Consider the following 16,618-nt stretch of genomic DNA (forward strand, 5'->3'; position numbering starts at 1 on the left):
GCGGCGGGGGCGGCGCGGCGTCCCCACCGGCGGCCCCGGCGGCGCGGCGCGGCGGGCGCGTGCGCGGCCGCTCGCAGACGCTTCTCCGCCTCCACGATGTCGATGCGCTCCGCGGGGTCCTTGCACAGCAGACCGTCCAGCACCGGGCGCAGCGCACCGGCCCGCTGCGGCGGGTCGGGCTCGTCGGCGGCGATCGCGGTGACGGTCTCCATCACCGAGGCGCGGGCGTAGGGCGAACGACCCTCCACCGCCGCGTACAGCGTGGCACCCAGCGACCACAGGTCACTGGACGGCTCGGTCTCGCCGTGCCGGACACGCTCCGGCGCCATGTACTGCGGCGAGCCGACCACCAGGCCGGAACTGGTCCCGATGCTCTCCCCGTCGACCGCGGCGATGCCGAAGTCGGTGAGCACCACCCGGCCGTCGTCGCCGAGCAGCACGTTTGCCGGTTTGACGTCGCGGTGCCGGACCCCGGCGCGGTGCGCGGCGTCCAGCGCGGCCAGCACCTCCAGGCCGACCTGGGCGGCGCGCTCCGGCGACAGCGGGCCGTCGGCGTCGAGGGCCTGCTGCAGGGACCGCGACGGCACGTACTCCATCACGATCCAGGCCCGGCCGTCGGCTTCGAATACGTCGTAGACCCGCACCACGTTGTGGTGTGCCAGGCGCGCGGTGGCCCGCGCCTCGCGCAGGGTGCGCCGGTGCAGGGCGTCGCGGTCGGCCTCGATCATCTCGTCCGGCAGGATGATCTCCTTGACCGCCACGTCCCGCTCCAGGACCTCGTCGCGGGCCTGCCAGACGCGTCCCATGCCGCCGGCGCCGAGCGTCCTGCCCAGGCGGTAGCGGCCCTGGACGGTGGCCTGTCCAGCAGTCATGGTGCCGGTATACCCGATCGTGGCGCGTGCCACTCATGGCGGGCGGGACAAGACGATAGAGTGACTTCCGTCAATATCCACGAACCGGGACGGAACCGCTATGCGCCTGCTCATTCCCCTGGTCACCGGTGCACTGCTGCTGTCAGCCGCGGTGCCGGCGGGCGCCACGCCGGCCGGCACCGGGACACCGGACTGCTTCGACCGGAGAGCCCCGGTCACGTACGAGGAGGGGCGCCTGGACACCCCGGCGCTGCCCGGCGGGGTCCAGGTCCCGTCGTATCTGATCGAAGCGGGCGGTTTCGCCCCGTACGTGCGGGGGCTCGCCGCGGCGCTGTGTCACGCCCGGACCGTGGCGACCGCGCGGGTGATGCTGCGCGGGCACGGCGCCGCCCTGTGGCGGGCCGCCGTCGCCCGCGCCCAGGGGCGGGTCGCCATGGGCACCATCGACCGGTACGACGACCGGCCGCTCTACTGGTCGAGGCTGACCGGCACGCGGGACATCCGCCAGTGGCGTCCCGGGTTCGCGCTCAGCGAGGCGGACCGCGCCGCGCTGCTGCGCACGTATGAGTACGCCGCCCGCGGCGTGACCTCCACCGCGTTCGGCCGCTCCGGGACGCGGGTACTGGTCAGCGGCTTCGACCCGTACCAGCTCAACGGCGAGATCCGGCGGTCGAACCCGTCCGGCGGCGCCGCGCTGCAACTCGACGGCCGGGTGCTGGACGGCCGGATGCTCGACGGCCGAGGGCTGGACGGCCGAGGGCTCGACGGCCGAGGGCTCGACGGCCGAGGGCTCGACGGCCGAGGGCTGGGCAGCGGGCGGGACCGGGTCCGGGTGCAGGCGGTGATGCTGCCGGTGACCTGGAGCGGCTTCGACGCGGGCATCGTGGAGGACGCGTTCGGACCGCACTTGCTCGCGAGGCCCGGCCAGGCCGACCTGATCATGACGATCAGCCAGGGCGGGCGGGGCGTGATGAACATCGAGCAGTGGGCCGGGGCGTGGCGCGGCGGCAGCCCGGACAACAACAACGAGGGCGAGGCCGAACTGATCCCGCCCGCGCCGCGGTGGCCGCAGCCGGATCCGGGGCGCGAGTTCATCGAGACGACGTTGCCGTACCCGGCGATGATCGGCGCGGGAACCGGCCCGTGGCCGGTGGCCTTGAACCCGACGGTGTGCCAGTGGCCGGCCGGCACCCGGCCGGACGGACCCTTCTCGTGCACCGACGAGGGACCCGCGCCCGGCGCTCAGGCGCAGTCCGGCGGCGGCGGCAACTACCTGTCGAACGAGAGCATGTATCGCTCGAACCGGCTGCGCCTGGCGCTGGGCGCCACCGGCGTGCCGGGCGGCCATCTGCACATCTCCGCCCTGGTGTATCCGGCCGACCCGACCGTGGTGATCGACGACGCGTTCGCCGCCGACCGCCGGGCCACCATCGAGCAGACGGTCGCGCTGGTCGCCGCCGCCGGGGCGGCAGCCTGACCGGACCGCGGGGACAATTCGTCCTACAGACGCCGAACCCGGCCCTTACACGACCCTGACATGCCGCCCGTACGTTTCCCGCCATGACCGATCGACCGACGGCGGCTCACCTGCTACGCCGGCTCACGTTCGGCCCGACCGCGTCCGACGTGGACGCAGCGGTGGCCGACGGTGCCGACGCCACGGTGGCGAAGCTGCTCGCGCCAGCGACCGCGCCGCAGTTCCCGGATCTGGGCGCCGATCCGTTCGGGGCGCTGGCGCACGACGCCGGGCGCGAGGCCCGGCAGCAGGCCCGGCAGCAGGTGCGCGCCCAGGTCACCGCCGCGACCTGGTGGTGGCTGACCGCGATGGCCGGCGCCACCACCCCGGCCGGGCGGGCCGCGGAGAAGCTGACGTTCTTCTGGCACGGGCACTGGGCGACAAGCGTGCAGAAGGTGCGCTCGGCCACGCTGATGCTCACCCAGCAGCAGACGTTCCGCCGGTACGGGCTGGGTGACACCGGCGCGATGGTCCGCGCGATGCTGCGCGACCCGGCGCTGATCCTGTGGCTGGACGGGCAGCGCAACACGCGCAAGGCGCCGAACGAGAACCTCGCCCGCGAGCTGATGGAGCTGTTCACGCTGGGTGTCGGCCACTACACCGAGGCCGATGTGAAGGCGGGCGCCCGGGTGCTGACCGGATGGCAGGTGGACCGGGCGGCCGGCCGCGCCACCCTGGCCGCCAAGCGGCACGACGACACCCCGGTCACGGTGCTCGGACAGGCCGGGGTGCACGACGTGGACACGTACGCCGGGGTGCTCGTGCGGCATCCCGCGCATCTGCCGTTCCTGGCCGGCCGGTTGTGGCTGCGGTACGCCTCGGGCGACCCGGCGCCGGCCGAGGCGATACGCCGCATCGCCGCGTCCGGCCGGGACACGGCGACCATGCTGCGCGCCATGGTCACCGACCCCGCATTCCCGGCGACCCGCGGTCACCTGGTCAAACAGCCGGTGGAATGGCTGGTCGGCGCGGTGCGGCAACTCGGCATCGACCTGACGAAGCTGCCGGACAAGCAGCGGCCGCGGATGACCGGGATGCTGCGCTCGCTGGGGCAGGTGCCGTTGCGCCCGCCGAGCGTGGGCGGCTGGCCCTCCGGCGACGCCTGGCTGACCACGTCGTCGGTGCAGGCACGGTTGCGTGCGGGGCAGGCGCTGGCGGCACTCACCGACGGCCCGCTGGACGACACCCCGGTCCGGGAACGGGTCGACGCGCTCGCCCGGCTGCTGGTGGTGGACGGCTGGACCGCCCGCACCCGCGCCGCCCTCGATCAGGTCGCCGCGCAGCCTCGCAAGCTGCTCGCGCTGGGCCTGGCCACGCCCGAGTACACCGTTCACTGACCTGCGGGAGCGACATCATGGACACCCTCACCCGGCGACGGTTCCTGATCGCCAGCGGCGTGGCCGCGGGCGGCGCGCTGGCGGCCGGCGGCACCGCGTACGGCCTGCACGAGATCCTGAACTTCCGGCGGCCGGACACCGGGCTGCGGGGCAAGACCCTGGTGCTGGTCACCCTCTACGGCGGCAACGACGGCCTGAACACCGTCATCCCGTACGCGGATCCGGCGTACGCCGCGGCGCGACCCGGCATGACGTACCCGCACGACCAGATCCTGGACCTGGACGGCGCGTTCGGGCTCAACCCGGGCCTGGCCGGGCTGCACGGGCTGTGGCAGCAGCGGCGGCTGGCAATCGTTCGCGGGGTGGGCTATCCGAAGCCGAACCGCAGCCATTTCCAGTCCATGGACATCTGGCAGACCGCCCAGCCGGACCGGCCGGGCACCACCGGGTGGCTGGGCCGCTGGCTGGACCAGGCCGGGCGGGATCCACGGCTGGCGGTGTCCTTCGAACCGGTGCTGCCGCCGCTGCTGGCCGGGGCGACCACCGCCGGGGCGACGGTGCCCGGCGGGGCGGTGAAGCTGCCCGCAACGGTGACTCCGCAGGTGTTGCGCGCGGTCTCCGGCACGTCGGCGGGCGAGCCTCCGGCGCAGGCACGGGCCGCCGCCTGCTTCGCCGACCTGATCCGGGTGCAGGACCTGATGAACGACGTGGCCGCCGCTTCCGACGCGGACGCCGACGACGAGGACACCGGGGACGACAGCGCCGCGACCGGCACCGGCGGCGCCGCTCCCCCGCTGGACGCGCAGCTCGCCCTGGTCACCAAGTGCATCGAGGCGGGCGCCGCCACGCGGGTGTACTCGGTGTCGCTGGGCGGATTCGACCTGCACGCGGACGAGAAGAACGCGCAGCAGTCGCAGCTTGCCAAGCTGGACAAGCCGCTGAGCGCGTTCGCGCAGCGGATGGCTGGGCGGGACGTGGTGATCGCGGTGTACTCCGAGTTCGGTCGCCGGGTGCGGGCGAACGCCTCGGACGGCACCGACCACGGCACCGCGTCGTCGATGTTCCTGATCGGCGCGGGGGTGCCCGGCGGCATGTACGGGCAGGCGCCCAGCCTCACCGATCTGGACGACGGGGACCTGCGGTACACCGTCGACTTCCGGGACGTGTACGCCACGCTGCTGGCCGACGTGCTCGACGCGGAGCCGCAGCGTCTGCTGGACGGGTGGGACGGCCGCCTCCAGCTTGGTTGACGGCTCAACTACCCACACCTGACGGGTGAACCAGCCCCGGCTACCAGCTACTTTTCAGCCGCGGCAGGGACCATTGTCCGGACGTTACGCCCGGACGCCTCGGAGGTTCCCCGCTCATGCTGGAGGTCACCGCGCTCGGCTGGACGCTGACCATCGCGGTCATCGTCGCCCTGCTCGCCCTCGATCTGACACTGGGGGTGCTGCGCCCGCACGCGGTGGGCTTCCGGGAGGCCGCCGCCTGGTCCACCTTCTACATCGCGGTCGCGCTCGCCTTCGGCGTGGTGTTCGGCGCGGTCGCCGGCTGGGACTTCGGGGCGCAGTACTTCGCCGGCTACATCGTGGAGAAGAGCCTGTCGGTCGACAACCTCTTCGTCTTCGTGATCATCATGAGCACGTTCGCGGTGCCGGAGAAGTACCAGCAGGAGGTGCTCACCTTCGGCATCATCATCGCCCTGGTGCTGCGGGTCATCTTCATCGCGGTGGGCGCCACCCTGCTGTCGCTGTTCTCCTTCATGTTCCTGATCTTCGGCCTGCTGCTGATCTGGACCGCCGTGCAGCTCTTCCGGCACCGCGACGAGGACCCGTCGGTGGACGACAACGCCCTGGTCAAGGCGAGCAAGCGGGTGCTGCCGGTGCACTCCGACTACGTCGGCGGCAAGCTGTTCGCCCGCGTCGACGGCCGTCGCGTGGCCACCCCGCTGTTCATCGTGCTGATCGCGATCGGCAGCTCAGACCTGCTGTTCGCCCTCGACTCGATCCCGGCGGTGTTCGGGGTGACCGAGCAGGCGTACATCGTGTTCGTCGCCAACGCCTTCGCCCTGCTCGGCCTGCGCGCGTTGTTCTTCCTGGTGAAGGGGCTGCTGGACCGCCTGGTGTACCTCTCCACCGGGTTGTCGGTCATTCTCGCGTTCATCGGCGTGAAGCTGATCCTGCACTGGCTGCACTCCGACATCACCACCTCGGCACCGGAGATCTCCACGCCGGTGTCCCTCGGCGTCATCGTCGGCGTGCTGGCGATCACCACGGTGGCCAGCCTGATCAAGGTGCGGCGGGATCCCGCGGTCACCGCCCACGCGGGCAGCATGCGGGCCCGGTCCCACGAGGACCGGCCCGCGGACTGAGCCGCACCCGCCGGGCCCGCACCCGCCAGGCCCCCGCTCAGCCGAACGCGCTCAGGTACGGGCGGACCGCGGCGGACACCTCCGGGCAGGGCAGATAGCTCGCCACCCGATGGAAGTCCACCGGGTGGATGCTCACCCGGTGTTCCTCGTCCACCGCGAACACGTCGGACAGCCGGGTCGGCACGGTGATGAAGTCCCCGTGGTCGGCGACGTTCACCCAGCGCCGCACCCCGGCCGGCCGGTTGGCGTCCGGGCCCACCGCCGGTCGCAGGCGCTCACGCACCACCTTCGGCATGCCCAGCGGGGATCCGACGGTGAGCAGCAACGGCACCTCGATGCCGGGATGCGCGCAGAGCGCCTCGTAGGCGACCACCGAGCCCAGCGAGTGGGCGATCAGCACCGCGGGCCGGTGCTCGGCGATGGCCTGGGCGACCGTCTCCCGCACCGCCTCGCGCGCCGGCTCGTCGGTCAGGTAGGTCGCCACCTCAGGAAACACGACCGCCACGAAGGCGTGCGCGACCACCTCGTACGGGCGTCCGAACCGCTGCGCCACCCACTCGATCGCCCGCCGCGCCGGTTCGGTCAGCCGCCCCTGGGCGATGTCCGGCGGGGCGCCCAGCGCCTGCGTCCACGCCAGCACCATCGCCTCGGCCACCGGTCCGAGCTCGGACACCTCCGGCGGACCCTGCGCGATCTCGCCGTGCAGCAGGTCGGCATAGTAGACCACGTCGAGGTCGAGGCTGCCGGGCGCGGCGCCGAGGCCGCGTCCCAGCGCGGCGGCCCATCGCTCGCTCAACGCCGCCGACATCCGCGCGGCCGGCTGTCCGGCCCGATGGTTTCCGGCGCCATGAATGCCCAGGATGGTCGTCACGCGTTCCTCTCGGTCGCTCCGGCGGGCGCGGTCACGTCCACCATGATCAGCTCGTCGCCGGCGGCGATCACCATGCGACCCGTCGACCCTACGGCCAGCCCGCCGACCGGCTGCGGGAGCGGGATGCGCACCGGCCGGTCGTCGCGGTCCGGAAAGTACGCCCGGACCGTCGCGCCGACGGCGCACGCGAATGCCGGACGGCCCCCGATGTCGGCCGCCGCCACGGCGGTCACCGGCGCGTCCAGCTCGGCCAGGCACCGCAGGTGCGCACCGGACGACAGGTCCCACAGGCAGACCGAACCATGCTCGCCGCCGGTCACCGCGGTGACCCGGCCCGCGGAGGCCACGCAGGCGACCGTGGTCAGCCAGCCGCCGTGACCGGTCAGGGTGTGCCGCGCCCGCCCGGACTCCAGATCCCACACGACGGCCACACCGTCCTGTCCGGTGGTCACCGCCAGCGGACGGGTGTCCAGCTCGGCGCACGCCACCGCGGTCGGCGGGAACCGGTGTCCGCGCAGTTCGTGGACTTGCTCAAGGGTGCGCAGGTCCCACACCCGCGCGGTCTGATCGTGCCCGCACGTCACGGCAAGCGCCCCGGACGGGGTGCAGGCGACGCCGCTGATCCAGCTCCGGTGCCCGTGCAGCAGGTCCGGCGTGGCCGGCACCCCACCCCGGAAGACCCGCACCGCATGGTCGTCGCACGTGGCCAGCACCACCGACAGGCCGTCCACCCGGGTGACGGCGACGCCGGTGACCCAGTCCGGGAACTGCGCGCGGTGGGTGGTGCCACGTTCCGGCCACCACGACCGTAGCTGGCCGTCGCGCCCGCCACTGATCACGGTCCTCGCGTCCGGCGCCAGGGCCACCGCGAGGACCCGGTCGTCGTGCCGCGCGGAGATGCTGCGCGGCGGGTCCGTGTCGAGATAGTCGTGGGTGACCCGGCCGTCGAGGTCCAGGCTGACGATCGCCGGGCGGGACCCGTGCACCACCAGGTGGTCGACGTCGACCAGCGGGCCCGGTGAGGCCGGTCCGGCGCAGCGGTGCCGACGGTCGTCCAGGTCGATCAGGTAGCACCCGCCGCCGGTGTTGCGCACCACCAGAGCGGCGCCCGCACCGAGCGGGGTCAGCCGCAGCCGCACCACCGCCAGCACGCCCGCGGCGACGTACGTCCGCGGATTCTCGTCGGCCGACTCCCACCAGGCCACCGTCCCGTCCGCGCAGCCGACCGCGACCACGCAGTCCCCACCGGCTTCGCCGATGGTCAGGCCGGTCACCGTGCGGCCCGCGTCGAGCCGCCGGAGCACGTCGCCGGAGCGCAGGTCCCACACGGTCACCGCACCCTCGCGAGCCGCCGCGGCCAGCAGCGGCCGCCCGCCCGCCGTGCCCAGCGCGACATGCGCCGGGTCCTGCGGTTGCGCTGGCAACTCGCGCAGCAGACGTCCGGTAGCCGGTTCCCACAGCCGCACCGTCCGGTACGCGACGGCGAGCACCGTCGCGCCGTCCACCCGCCCGGCCGCCACGTCCCTCGGCGCCCCGGCGCCGACCGGCCACCGGAGCCGCGGCGCGGCGCTCGCGTGCAGGTCCCACAGCGACGCGGACCCGTCGCGGTGCACGGTGACCAGGGCCGGGCCGTCGACGTCGACGCAGTGGGCGCTCACCGCGGGCGGCTCCGGCCGGGGAACCGGGAACCACCGCCGCTCGGCCAGGTCGCGGACGCGCAGGCCGCCGCCCGCCGCGGTGACGGCGATCATCGGCCGCCCGTCGGTCATCAGGGCGGCGCGCACCCGGGCCGGGACGGTGGTGCGGGCGCCGGGCAACCGGTGATAGGCCACGGCGTGCTCCCGCATGTCCGGCCACACCGCGAGGCGGCCGTCCAGCGTATACGCCAGCACGACACCCCCGTCCACCGTGCCCAGCCGGGCCACGCGGGCCACCCCGCCGAGGATCCTGGCCCGTCGCACCGGCGCGGCGCCGACCACGGACCGCTCGGCCAGCGTGCCGTCGCGCAGGGCCACCAGGACACGGACCGACATTCGCGATACGGAGAGTGACGACCGTGTCACGGCAACCCCGGCGACCGGGCCGCTGAATCCACCCACCGGGCTGCGCGGCGCCTTCCCGGCCATCGGATAGCGGCTCACGCCGCCGGTAGGCCCACCCACCACCACCTGCACCGTGCCGCCCTTGCGGCCGCCGTCCGGCAGGAGTGCCAGGGCGGTGACGGCGGGGCCACCGGCGCGGACCCGCACCGGCGCCGGCCGGCCGACCGTCCAGCAGGTCACCGCGCCGTTCTCGAACCCGGCCGCGAACACCACGTCCTCCCCGTGGTGCAGGCAGGCGGCCAGCGCCACCGGCGGTCCGGGCAGACGGTCGACCGCCAGCACCACCTCGGCGGTCACCGGGTCGCACACCCGCGCGGCGCCGTCCATGCTGGCCGTCACCAGCAGCGTCCGCGGGCCGGCGGCCACCAGGGCGAGCCCGGCCACGCCCACACCCGGCCCGGTGAGACGGCCCAGGGTGCGGCCGTCGCGCAGGTCCCAGACCGTGATCGAGTCGTCGGCGAAGGCCGCCGCGCCGATCGCGCGCCCGTCGCTCGCCCGCACCGCGGCGACCGCCACGGCCGGCCCGGCGACGTCGGCCAGCGCCGCCCGCCCCGCACCGGTCGCCGGGTCCACGTGCCACACCGCGCCGTCCGGCCCGAACCCGAGCGCGTGCATCTCGCCCGCCTCGCCGTACACCGCGGCGAGCCCGTACCGGTGCACGGGCGGCGACACCTCGGCATGGTCGGTGCCGGGCAGCCCGGTCCACACGTGTGCCATCGCCGTGCCGCCGGCCCCGGCCAGCCGCAGCCGCCCGCCGCCGACCGAGGCTCCGTCCAGGTCCGCCGCGGCCCACGGCGCATGCCAGTGCTCGGCCAGCGGCCGGCCGGTGTCCGCGTCGTAGACCACCGACCCGCCCCGCTTGCCCACAGTGACCAGGCGCGACCCGCACCCGGCCACCCGGGCCACCGCCTGGCGCATGCCGGTCGTCTCGGGACGGACGTACAGCGGCGCCCCGGACGCGAGATCCCAGGTGTGCACCCGGTCGTCGGCGCCGACCGCCGCGGCCATCGTGCGCGTCCGGGTGGCGAACGCGACAAGGCCGGTGAGCGGCCCGAGTTCCGGGTCCAGCCGGCGCAGCAGAGCGCCGTCGACGGCGTCCCACAGGCTCACCGACCCGTCCGCGGTGGCCACCACCGCCACCGGCCGCCCGTCCATCACCACGGCCGCCACCCCGGTCGGCGCGGCGGTCAGGCCGGTCACCGCCACCGGGGCGGCGGCGGATCCCGCGTGATCGCCGGGATCGGCGCCGGGCACGGCGAGCAGGCTCACCCCGGTGGCGGACAGCGCCACGGCGTGGCACCGCTGCCCCGCGCACACCGCCGCCAGAGCGGTGACGCGGCCCACGCCGACCGGGTGCGCCGGCCGCGTGGCGCCGGTCCGCAGGTCCGTGACCAGCACCATCCCGTCCGCGCCACCGTGCACCGCGAGCGGCGCGGACGGCGTGGACGTCACCGCCAGGGCGGTGACCGCCGCGGACCGTACCGTGAACGTCTGCCGTTCCGCGGCGGTGACCAGGTCCCAGACCCGGATCTCACCGTCCACGTCGGCGGTGACCGCGAGGTGTTCCTGCCGGTGCGTCAGGCACCGCACATGCGTCACGTCGCCGCGATGCCCGGTCAGGCTGTCCGTCGGGGTGGCCGCCTGACCGGTCGACCACCACGGCAGCCAGGCCGGGGGCGTCTGGTCCGGCGGGCGGCACAGGTCCCGGGCCATCCGCGGGTAGCCCTCGCGGACCGCGTCGACGGCCAGCACCGCACGTCGTTCGTCCACATCGGACGCGCTGTGCCGCAGGAACGACTTCAGATAGACCGCCCCGGCCTGCCGGCCGGGCGAGGTGCGGACGTGCCGCAATCGTGGCGCCACCTCCGCCGGGGCCGCGTGCACCAGGAACTCGACGTCGGTGAGCAGCGTGTCCGCCTGCCCCGCGTCCACCGCGTGCCCGATCAGGTTGCGCAGCAGATACGGCGCGGCCAGCGCCCATCGCGGTGCGCCGGCGTCGCCGGGCACCTGCGCCAGCAAGCGGTCGAACACCGCGCGGTCCAGGTCCCGCGACGCGACACCGAGGCGGCCCGTCGCGTCGGCCCGCAGATGGTCCGCGAGCCCCTGGTGGAACAGCCGGTAGAGGGTCGTCCCGTCGACGTCCACCGAGGTGCGCAGATAGAACCGGCCCTCGCCGAGTGCGGCCGCGACGGCCTCGGCGGCCGGCTCCTCGTGGCCCGGGTGGAGCACCCGCGCGCAGGCCGTGATCGCCTCCAGCGGCATGCCGTCGCCGCGGGCCCAGGCGACCGCCGCGAGCGCCGGGCGCAACCACCGGGTACCGCGCGTGGCCAGGTCCAGCTCCAGCACGTCGGGCAGCGTGCGCGGGACCGGTCCGAGGCGGCCGGGAACCTCCGCCGCCGTGCCGATCACCGGTCCCTCGCCGGCCAGGTGGTTGACGAACAGGCTCGCCACCAGGAACTCGCCCCACCGTTGCGGGTCGGTGCCGGGCCGGTCGGCGGTCAGCGCCCGGGCCACCTGCGCGGCGATCGCGGCGCGCACCGGCGCGTGCGCCGCGTCGGCGTACCGCTGGTCCATGGTGAGCAGCAAGCCGACGTAGTCGACCAGGTCCGACCGGACCTCGGCGGCGTCCAGCCGATCCAGGTCCACCAGGGCGCCGGAGGCGACCGCCAGGTCGAACAGCGGCCGGAACTGGGCCCACGGCCGGGCGCCGATGAGCAGCCGGGCCGCCGCCCGGCCGTCCGGCCGGCGGGTGGTCACCATCGGCAGCAGCACCTGTTCCAGCAGGGTCTGCGGGTCGGCCGCCTCGTCCAGGGCGTCCACCACGACGACCGGCTGCACCGGGCGGCCGGCCACCGCGGCGACCACCGCCGCGGCCGGGCGGCTCCCCGAGACGACCACCCCGAGCTGGCGCCCCAGCGACGCGACGATCTGCTCGACGGTGCGCTGACGGGCGTGCACCGCGGCGAGGTCGTCGTTGCGCGACGGCGCCACCGCCGCCACGGTGTGCCAGGCCGAGCTGTTGCGCAGCACCGGATGGGCGGCGCAGACCAGGATGCCCAGCAGCGCCGACTTGCCCACGCCCGGGCTGCCGGTGACCACCCGCAAGCCGTCCCCGGCGTCCATCCAGCCGGCCAGCGCGGTGAGTTGCGCACGGCGCCCGGTGAAGCAACTGACCGCTTCCGGCGGCGCGCTGCGGACCACCCCGCGGGCGCGGGAGATGAAGTGCACCGGGTCGACGAGCTGGTCCACCGCGTCCAAGTAGGGCCGCACGCCCGGGTCGACGCTGCCGCGCAGCGCGCGGTCGGCCTCGCTGCGGAACCGGGTGTTGGCGAAGAACGGCAGGTCGGGCAGCTCCTCGGCGAACCCGATCCGGCTGCCGGTGACGGTCTGCCGGCGTCCGCCGTCGCGCTGCACCGCCCGCATCACCGCGAGCCTGACCTCGCGGGCGACGGACGCCAGCGGCACGGACGGGACCGACGCGTCCAGGTCGGTCATCGCCCCCTTGGCGATGCGCGCCATCACCTCGGTCAGCGCCGCGGTGAACCGTCCGTTGTAGGACGGGCTGGCCGGCTCGCTGGCCGCGATGACCCACGCCCGCCGGTCCGACGCCGGCTGCCGCTGATCCCAGTCCAGCACCGTCACGTCGCCCGCGCCGCACAGGTCCAGCAGGAACAGCGTCGGCACCGGGCCCGCGGCCGCCTCCTCGACCCAGCGCTCCACTGTCGCGTCCCGGGCGTCGCCGCCGTCCCGGCCGACCACCTGAAGCTTGCGGGTCACCGGGGCGGGGTGGGCGTGGCTGAGCACGTGCACCACGCGGACGCCGGCCGAGGGGAACGGCTCGCGCAGGAAACCCAGCACCCGTTCGCCCAGGTCGGCCGAGTCCGGGTCGGCCAGCTCGGTGCAGTCGTAGCCGAGTCTCTGCAGCTCGGCCACCAGTTCCTCCTGCCGGGTCCGCGCGTACGGCAGAGCGGGCAGGGTGCCGAGGCTGAGCTCCGCGCCCAGCGGCGCATCGCCGAACTCGGACACGACCACGCTCAAGGCTCGGCGCAGGCATGTGTCGGTGGCGAGATCGGACACCGGCCCAGACTGTCACACCGTGGGCGGACGGTGGCGGACCGCAACGGCGGCGAGGCGATGTGCGGACGACGTTCGGCCCGAACGGCGGAGGCCGCTCGGGCCGAACGCCCACGAGTCAATGCCCGCGGCCACCGATTCCCACGGCGCGGCGCTGCCGCTCGTGGTCCAGCCGGTGCAGGATCTCCCGGATCTGAGAGGTCTCCTCGTGACTGTGTCGGCCGAGCATCTCGTCCAGCTCGGCGCGCTCGTTCGGGGTGCGGAACGACGCGAGTTCCGCGCTCAGCCGGCGGTGCGCGTCGCGCACGGTGCGCCGGTTGGCCAGGCCGACGCGAATGTCGCGGATCCTGGTGGTGAGTTGCATGACTGTCCCCTTTACGCAGTGTGATCAACGAAGGCCCCGTCGCCTCCGCCTTCCACGATCCGGAGCTGTCGCTTCATCACCAAATCGAGCAGGTAAAACTCTCGATGCGAAAGTGAGCCGGACCACCGAAAACCGGTAACCCAGGTCACGGTGTGTCGCCGAACGGCTGGTCAGGCGCGGGTGGTGAGTTCGGACACCCCACCGGAGCCGATGTCTGCGGTGCGCAACCGCGAGGACAGTTGCGTACGGGACCGGACACCCAGCTTGCGATAGACGCGGGTGAGCGTCGCCTCCACGGTCTTGACGCTCAGATAGAGGCGGGTGGCGATCTCCCGGTTGCTGGCGCCGTCGCGGACCATGGCGGCGATCCGCGCCTCGGTCGTGGTCAGGCCCAGATCGGCCGGCGGGGCGGAGGTGCCCTCGGCCGGCGACAGAGCGCGTTCGGTCTGTTCGGTCCACGGCTTCGCGTCCGCGGCCAGGAAGATGGCCAACGCGGCGGAGATCGCCACCCGGGCCGCCGCGTACCGGCGGCGGCGACGCTCAGCGCCGCCCTGCACGAGAAGCGCGTGCGCCTGCTCGATGGGCTGGCGCAGCCGGGCGAAGTGCAGCGCCGCAGCGGCGGACAGCAGCACCGCGGTGTCCGGCTGCCCGCTTTCGGAGAGCACCACCGCGGTGGCGCGGTCCAGATATCCGGTCACGCCGGGCGCGGCGCCCAGGCGGCGGGCCGCGTCCCGCGCCGCGGCCAGGGTCGCGGCGGCCTCGTCGTGCTCGCCGAGGGCGGCCAATCCGCCGGCCAGGTCGCCGTGCCAGCGCACGATCATCGGGTCGGTGTCGCCGCGTTCGGCCTCCAGGTCGCGCAGCCGGCGCAACGCCGCCACCCCGGCCCGGGTGTCCCCGGCGCGCAACTCCGCCTGGCCCAGGGCGTGCAAGTTGCGGCGCAGATAGATGCTGTCGCCCTCCTGTTCCGAGGCGCGCACCCCGCGCCGGGCGTACCCGGCGGCCGCGGCCAGGCTGCCGCCGGCCAGCTCGGCCACCGCGGCGGTGTACCACGTCGGTCCGGGGCTCAGCCCGGCGGCCGCGGCGGCGTCCACCGCACGGTGCGCGTAGCGCAGCGCGTCCCGGCACCGGCCCGCCCGGGTGGCCACTTCGGACAGGCTGCGCAGCACCTCCACCAGGGCCTCCCCGGCCCGGTCCTGCTCCGCCACGGCCAGCAGCCGCAGCAACTCGTCGCGGGCCTCGTCGAGCCGGTCGTCCATCATGGCGAACCGGGCCGCGAGGTAGCGCGGCCCCATGTGCAGCCATCCCGGCACCTGCGCGGCGGGCAGCGCCAGCGCCCACTGCAGGGTGCGCGCCCAATCCGGTTCGCCCCGCACCCGCTGCACCTGCGCAAGAGCGCTCAGCGCCATCGCCTCGGTGGTGGGATCGCCGGCACGGCGCGCCGCGGCGACCGTGCGGGCGGCCTCGGCGACGGCGCCGTCCGGGTCCCCGCCGACCATCGCGGCCCAGGTCAGCCGCAACCGGACCGGGGCCAGCAGCGCCGGGTCGTCCCCGGCCTCGACCACCGCGGCGGCGAACGTCTCCGCCATTCCGGACAGCGCCTGCCCGGCCAGGTCGATCAGCACCAGCCGGGCGCGCACCCGATGCTGCGAGGGCGCCTGGTCGGCCAGCACCGCCGCGGCGGCCCGCCCGGCCATCGCCGGCACGCCCGCGGTCAGCGCCGCGCCCGCCGCCGTGACCAGCCAGTCCAGCCGTTGCGCAGCAAGCGTGTACGGGCAGCGCTCGGCGGCGAGCAGCCACAGCTCGGCGGCGGCGCGGCCGGCGCCGGCCTCGGCCGCGTGCTCGGCCGCCGCGGCCAGCGCCTTGGCCACCGCGGCATCCGGCCGGCCGCTGCGCAACGCCCGGTGCCGGATCGCGTCGGTCTCGTCGGTCGCCGCGGCGGCCAGCGCGCCATGGACCTGCGCGCGGCGGCGCGCCCCGGCGTCCTCGGCCAGCACCGTGCCCAGGGCCGGCGGGGTGAACGACACCGCGTCACCCCGGCACTCGATCGCCCCCGCCGCCTCGGCCAGCCGCAGTTCCCGGGCGGCGTCCTCGCGGCCGGCGCGGATCAGCGTGCCGAGCGTGGGCTCGGTGGCCAGCGCCGCCACCAGCAGCGTGTCGGCCACCGGCGCGGGCAGCGCGTCCAGGCGTTCACGCAGCAGCACGCGGGCCGGCTCGGGCAGCGGCGCGGGCTGCCACGCCGGGCCGGGCGCGACCGCCGCACCCAGTGCCAGGGCCAGGAACGGGTTGCCGCCGCTGGCCGCGTGCAGCCGGCTGGCCGTGCGGCACGGCAGGCCGCGCGCTTCCAGCAGCACCGTCAGGTCGTCGGCGCTCAGTGGCGGGACGGCGAACTCGGACACCGGAGCCGGGCACAGCCGGGCCGCGCGCCGCCGCCCGGCCGGGTCGGGCCAGCGCTGCGCGGACAGCACCCGCACGCGCGGACCGGGGCGGCGGCGCATGGCGAACGCGATCAGCTCGGCCGACTCGGCGTCCAGCCACTGCACGTCGTCCAGCACGAGCAGCACCGGGCGTTCCCGGGCGCAGTGCGCGAGCAGCAGCGGCAGGATCAGCCGCCGGGTGAGCGCGGACGCGCTGGCCCGCGGCGGCAAACCCTGGCGCAGCGCGGCGAGCGCGGCCCGCGGTGCGGGCGGCAGCGCGGTCGCGGCGTCACCGGGCATGCCGGCCATCAGGTCGGTCACGCCGGCGCCGGGCAACGACCGTTCGCTGGGCGCCGGGCGCAGGCGCAGCACCAGGTCGCCGCGCTGGGCGCTGGAGGCGGCGAGCGCATCGAGCAGTGCGGTCTTGCCGATGCCACTGGGGCCGTGCAGGGCCACCCCGCCTCCGGCGGTGAGCCGATCGTCGATGGCGGCGAGCAGCACCGCCCGGCCGACTAGGTCATGCTCCTCGGTTCGCACGCCGGCACACCTCCCCGGCCGTAGAAGCGGTATCAGCCTAGGAAGCGACCCCGAGTCACATCAATAGTTTCGAATGTTAAGAGTTATGACGCGTCGGCCGTGCCGTGCCGGCATGTCCCTGCGCCACGGCCAGTCCCGCACCCGCCCTAGCGATCGATCG

9 protein-coding genes are annotated in these 16,618 nt (G+C 75.0%); 4 read left to right on the top strand and 5 right to left on the bottom strand.

Annotated elements, in window-relative coordinates; genetic code table 11:
• The coding region (locus tag IEY73_RS29395) for a serine/threonine-protein kinase (RefSeq protein WP_189082602.1) at positions 1-872 on the bottom strand (872 nt) is incomplete at its 3' end.
• A 100-nt stretch (positions 873-972) separates the two neighbouring features.
• Between IEY73_RS29395 and IEY73_RS29400 the strand changes: the two genes are divergently transcribed.
• From IEY73_RS29400 to IEY73_RS29415, 4 genes are all read left to right on the top strand, one after another.
• Positions 973-2,349 (top strand): PA0049 family protein, encoded by a 1,377-nt coding sequence (locus IEY73_RS29400; protein ID WP_189082603.1) that lies wholly within the window; start codon positions 973-975, stop codon positions 2,347-2,349.
• Positions 2,350-2,432: 83 nt separating this feature from the next.
• A complete protein-coding gene (locus tag IEY73_RS29405) occupies positions 2,433-3,725 on the top strand; it encodes a DUF1800 domain-containing protein (RefSeq protein ID WP_189082604.1) in 1,293 nt (430 codons plus the stop codon).
• A 17-nt stretch (positions 3,726-3,742) separates the two neighbouring features.
• The gene (locus IEY73_RS29410; RefSeq protein ID WP_189082605.1) at positions 3,743-4,975 is read left to right on the top strand and encodes a DUF1501 domain-containing protein; all 1,233 of its coding nucleotides are present in this window, start codon (positions 3,743-3,745) and stop codon (positions 4,973-4,975) included.
• A 116-nt stretch (positions 4,976-5,091) separates the two neighbouring features.
• Entirely contained in the window at positions 5,092-6,096 is a 1,005-nt protein-coding gene (locus IEY73_RS29415; protein WP_189082606.1) for a TerC family protein, read from the top strand.
• Positions 6,097-6,133: 37 nt separating this feature from the next.
• Here IEY73_RS29415 and IEY73_RS29420 read toward each other — a convergent pair whose 3' ends face one another.
• The 4 genes from IEY73_RS29420 to IEY73_RS29435 form a co-directional block, all read right to left on the bottom strand.
• Complete coding sequence (locus IEY73_RS29420; protein WP_189082607.1) at positions 6,134-6,967, bottom strand: serine peptidase; 834 nt, start codon at positions 6,965-6,967, stop codon at positions 6,134-6,136.
• Entirely contained in the window at positions 6,964-13,146 is a 6,183-nt protein-coding gene (locus IEY73_RS29425) for a WD40 repeat domain-containing protein (protein WP_189082608.1), read from the bottom strand. The genes IEY73_RS29420 and IEY73_RS29425 overlap by 4 nt, the downstream gene beginning before the upstream one ends.
• A 115-nt stretch (positions 13,147-13,261) precedes the next feature.
• Positions 13,262-13,507 carry a hypothetical protein gene (locus IEY73_RS29430; RefSeq protein ID WP_189082609.1) on the bottom strand — a complete coding sequence of 82 codons (246 nt, stop codon included), beginning with the start codon at positions 13,505-13,507 and terminating at the stop codon, positions 13,262-13,264.
• A gap of 170 nt (positions 13,508-13,677) precedes the next feature.
• A complete protein-coding gene (locus tag IEY73_RS29435; RefSeq protein WP_189082610.1) occupies positions 13,678-16,458 on the bottom strand; it encodes a helix-turn-helix transcriptional regulator in 2,781 nt (926 codons plus the stop codon).
• Positions 16,459-16,618: the final 160 nt, after the last annotated feature.

Origin of the sequence: Mangrovihabitans endophyticus, from assembly GCF_014646155.1 — a bacterium.
In the GTDB taxonomy this organism is placed as follows: domain Bacteria; phylum Actinomycetota; class Actinomycetes; order Mycobacteriales; family Micromonosporaceae; genus Actinoplanes; species Actinoplanes endophyticus.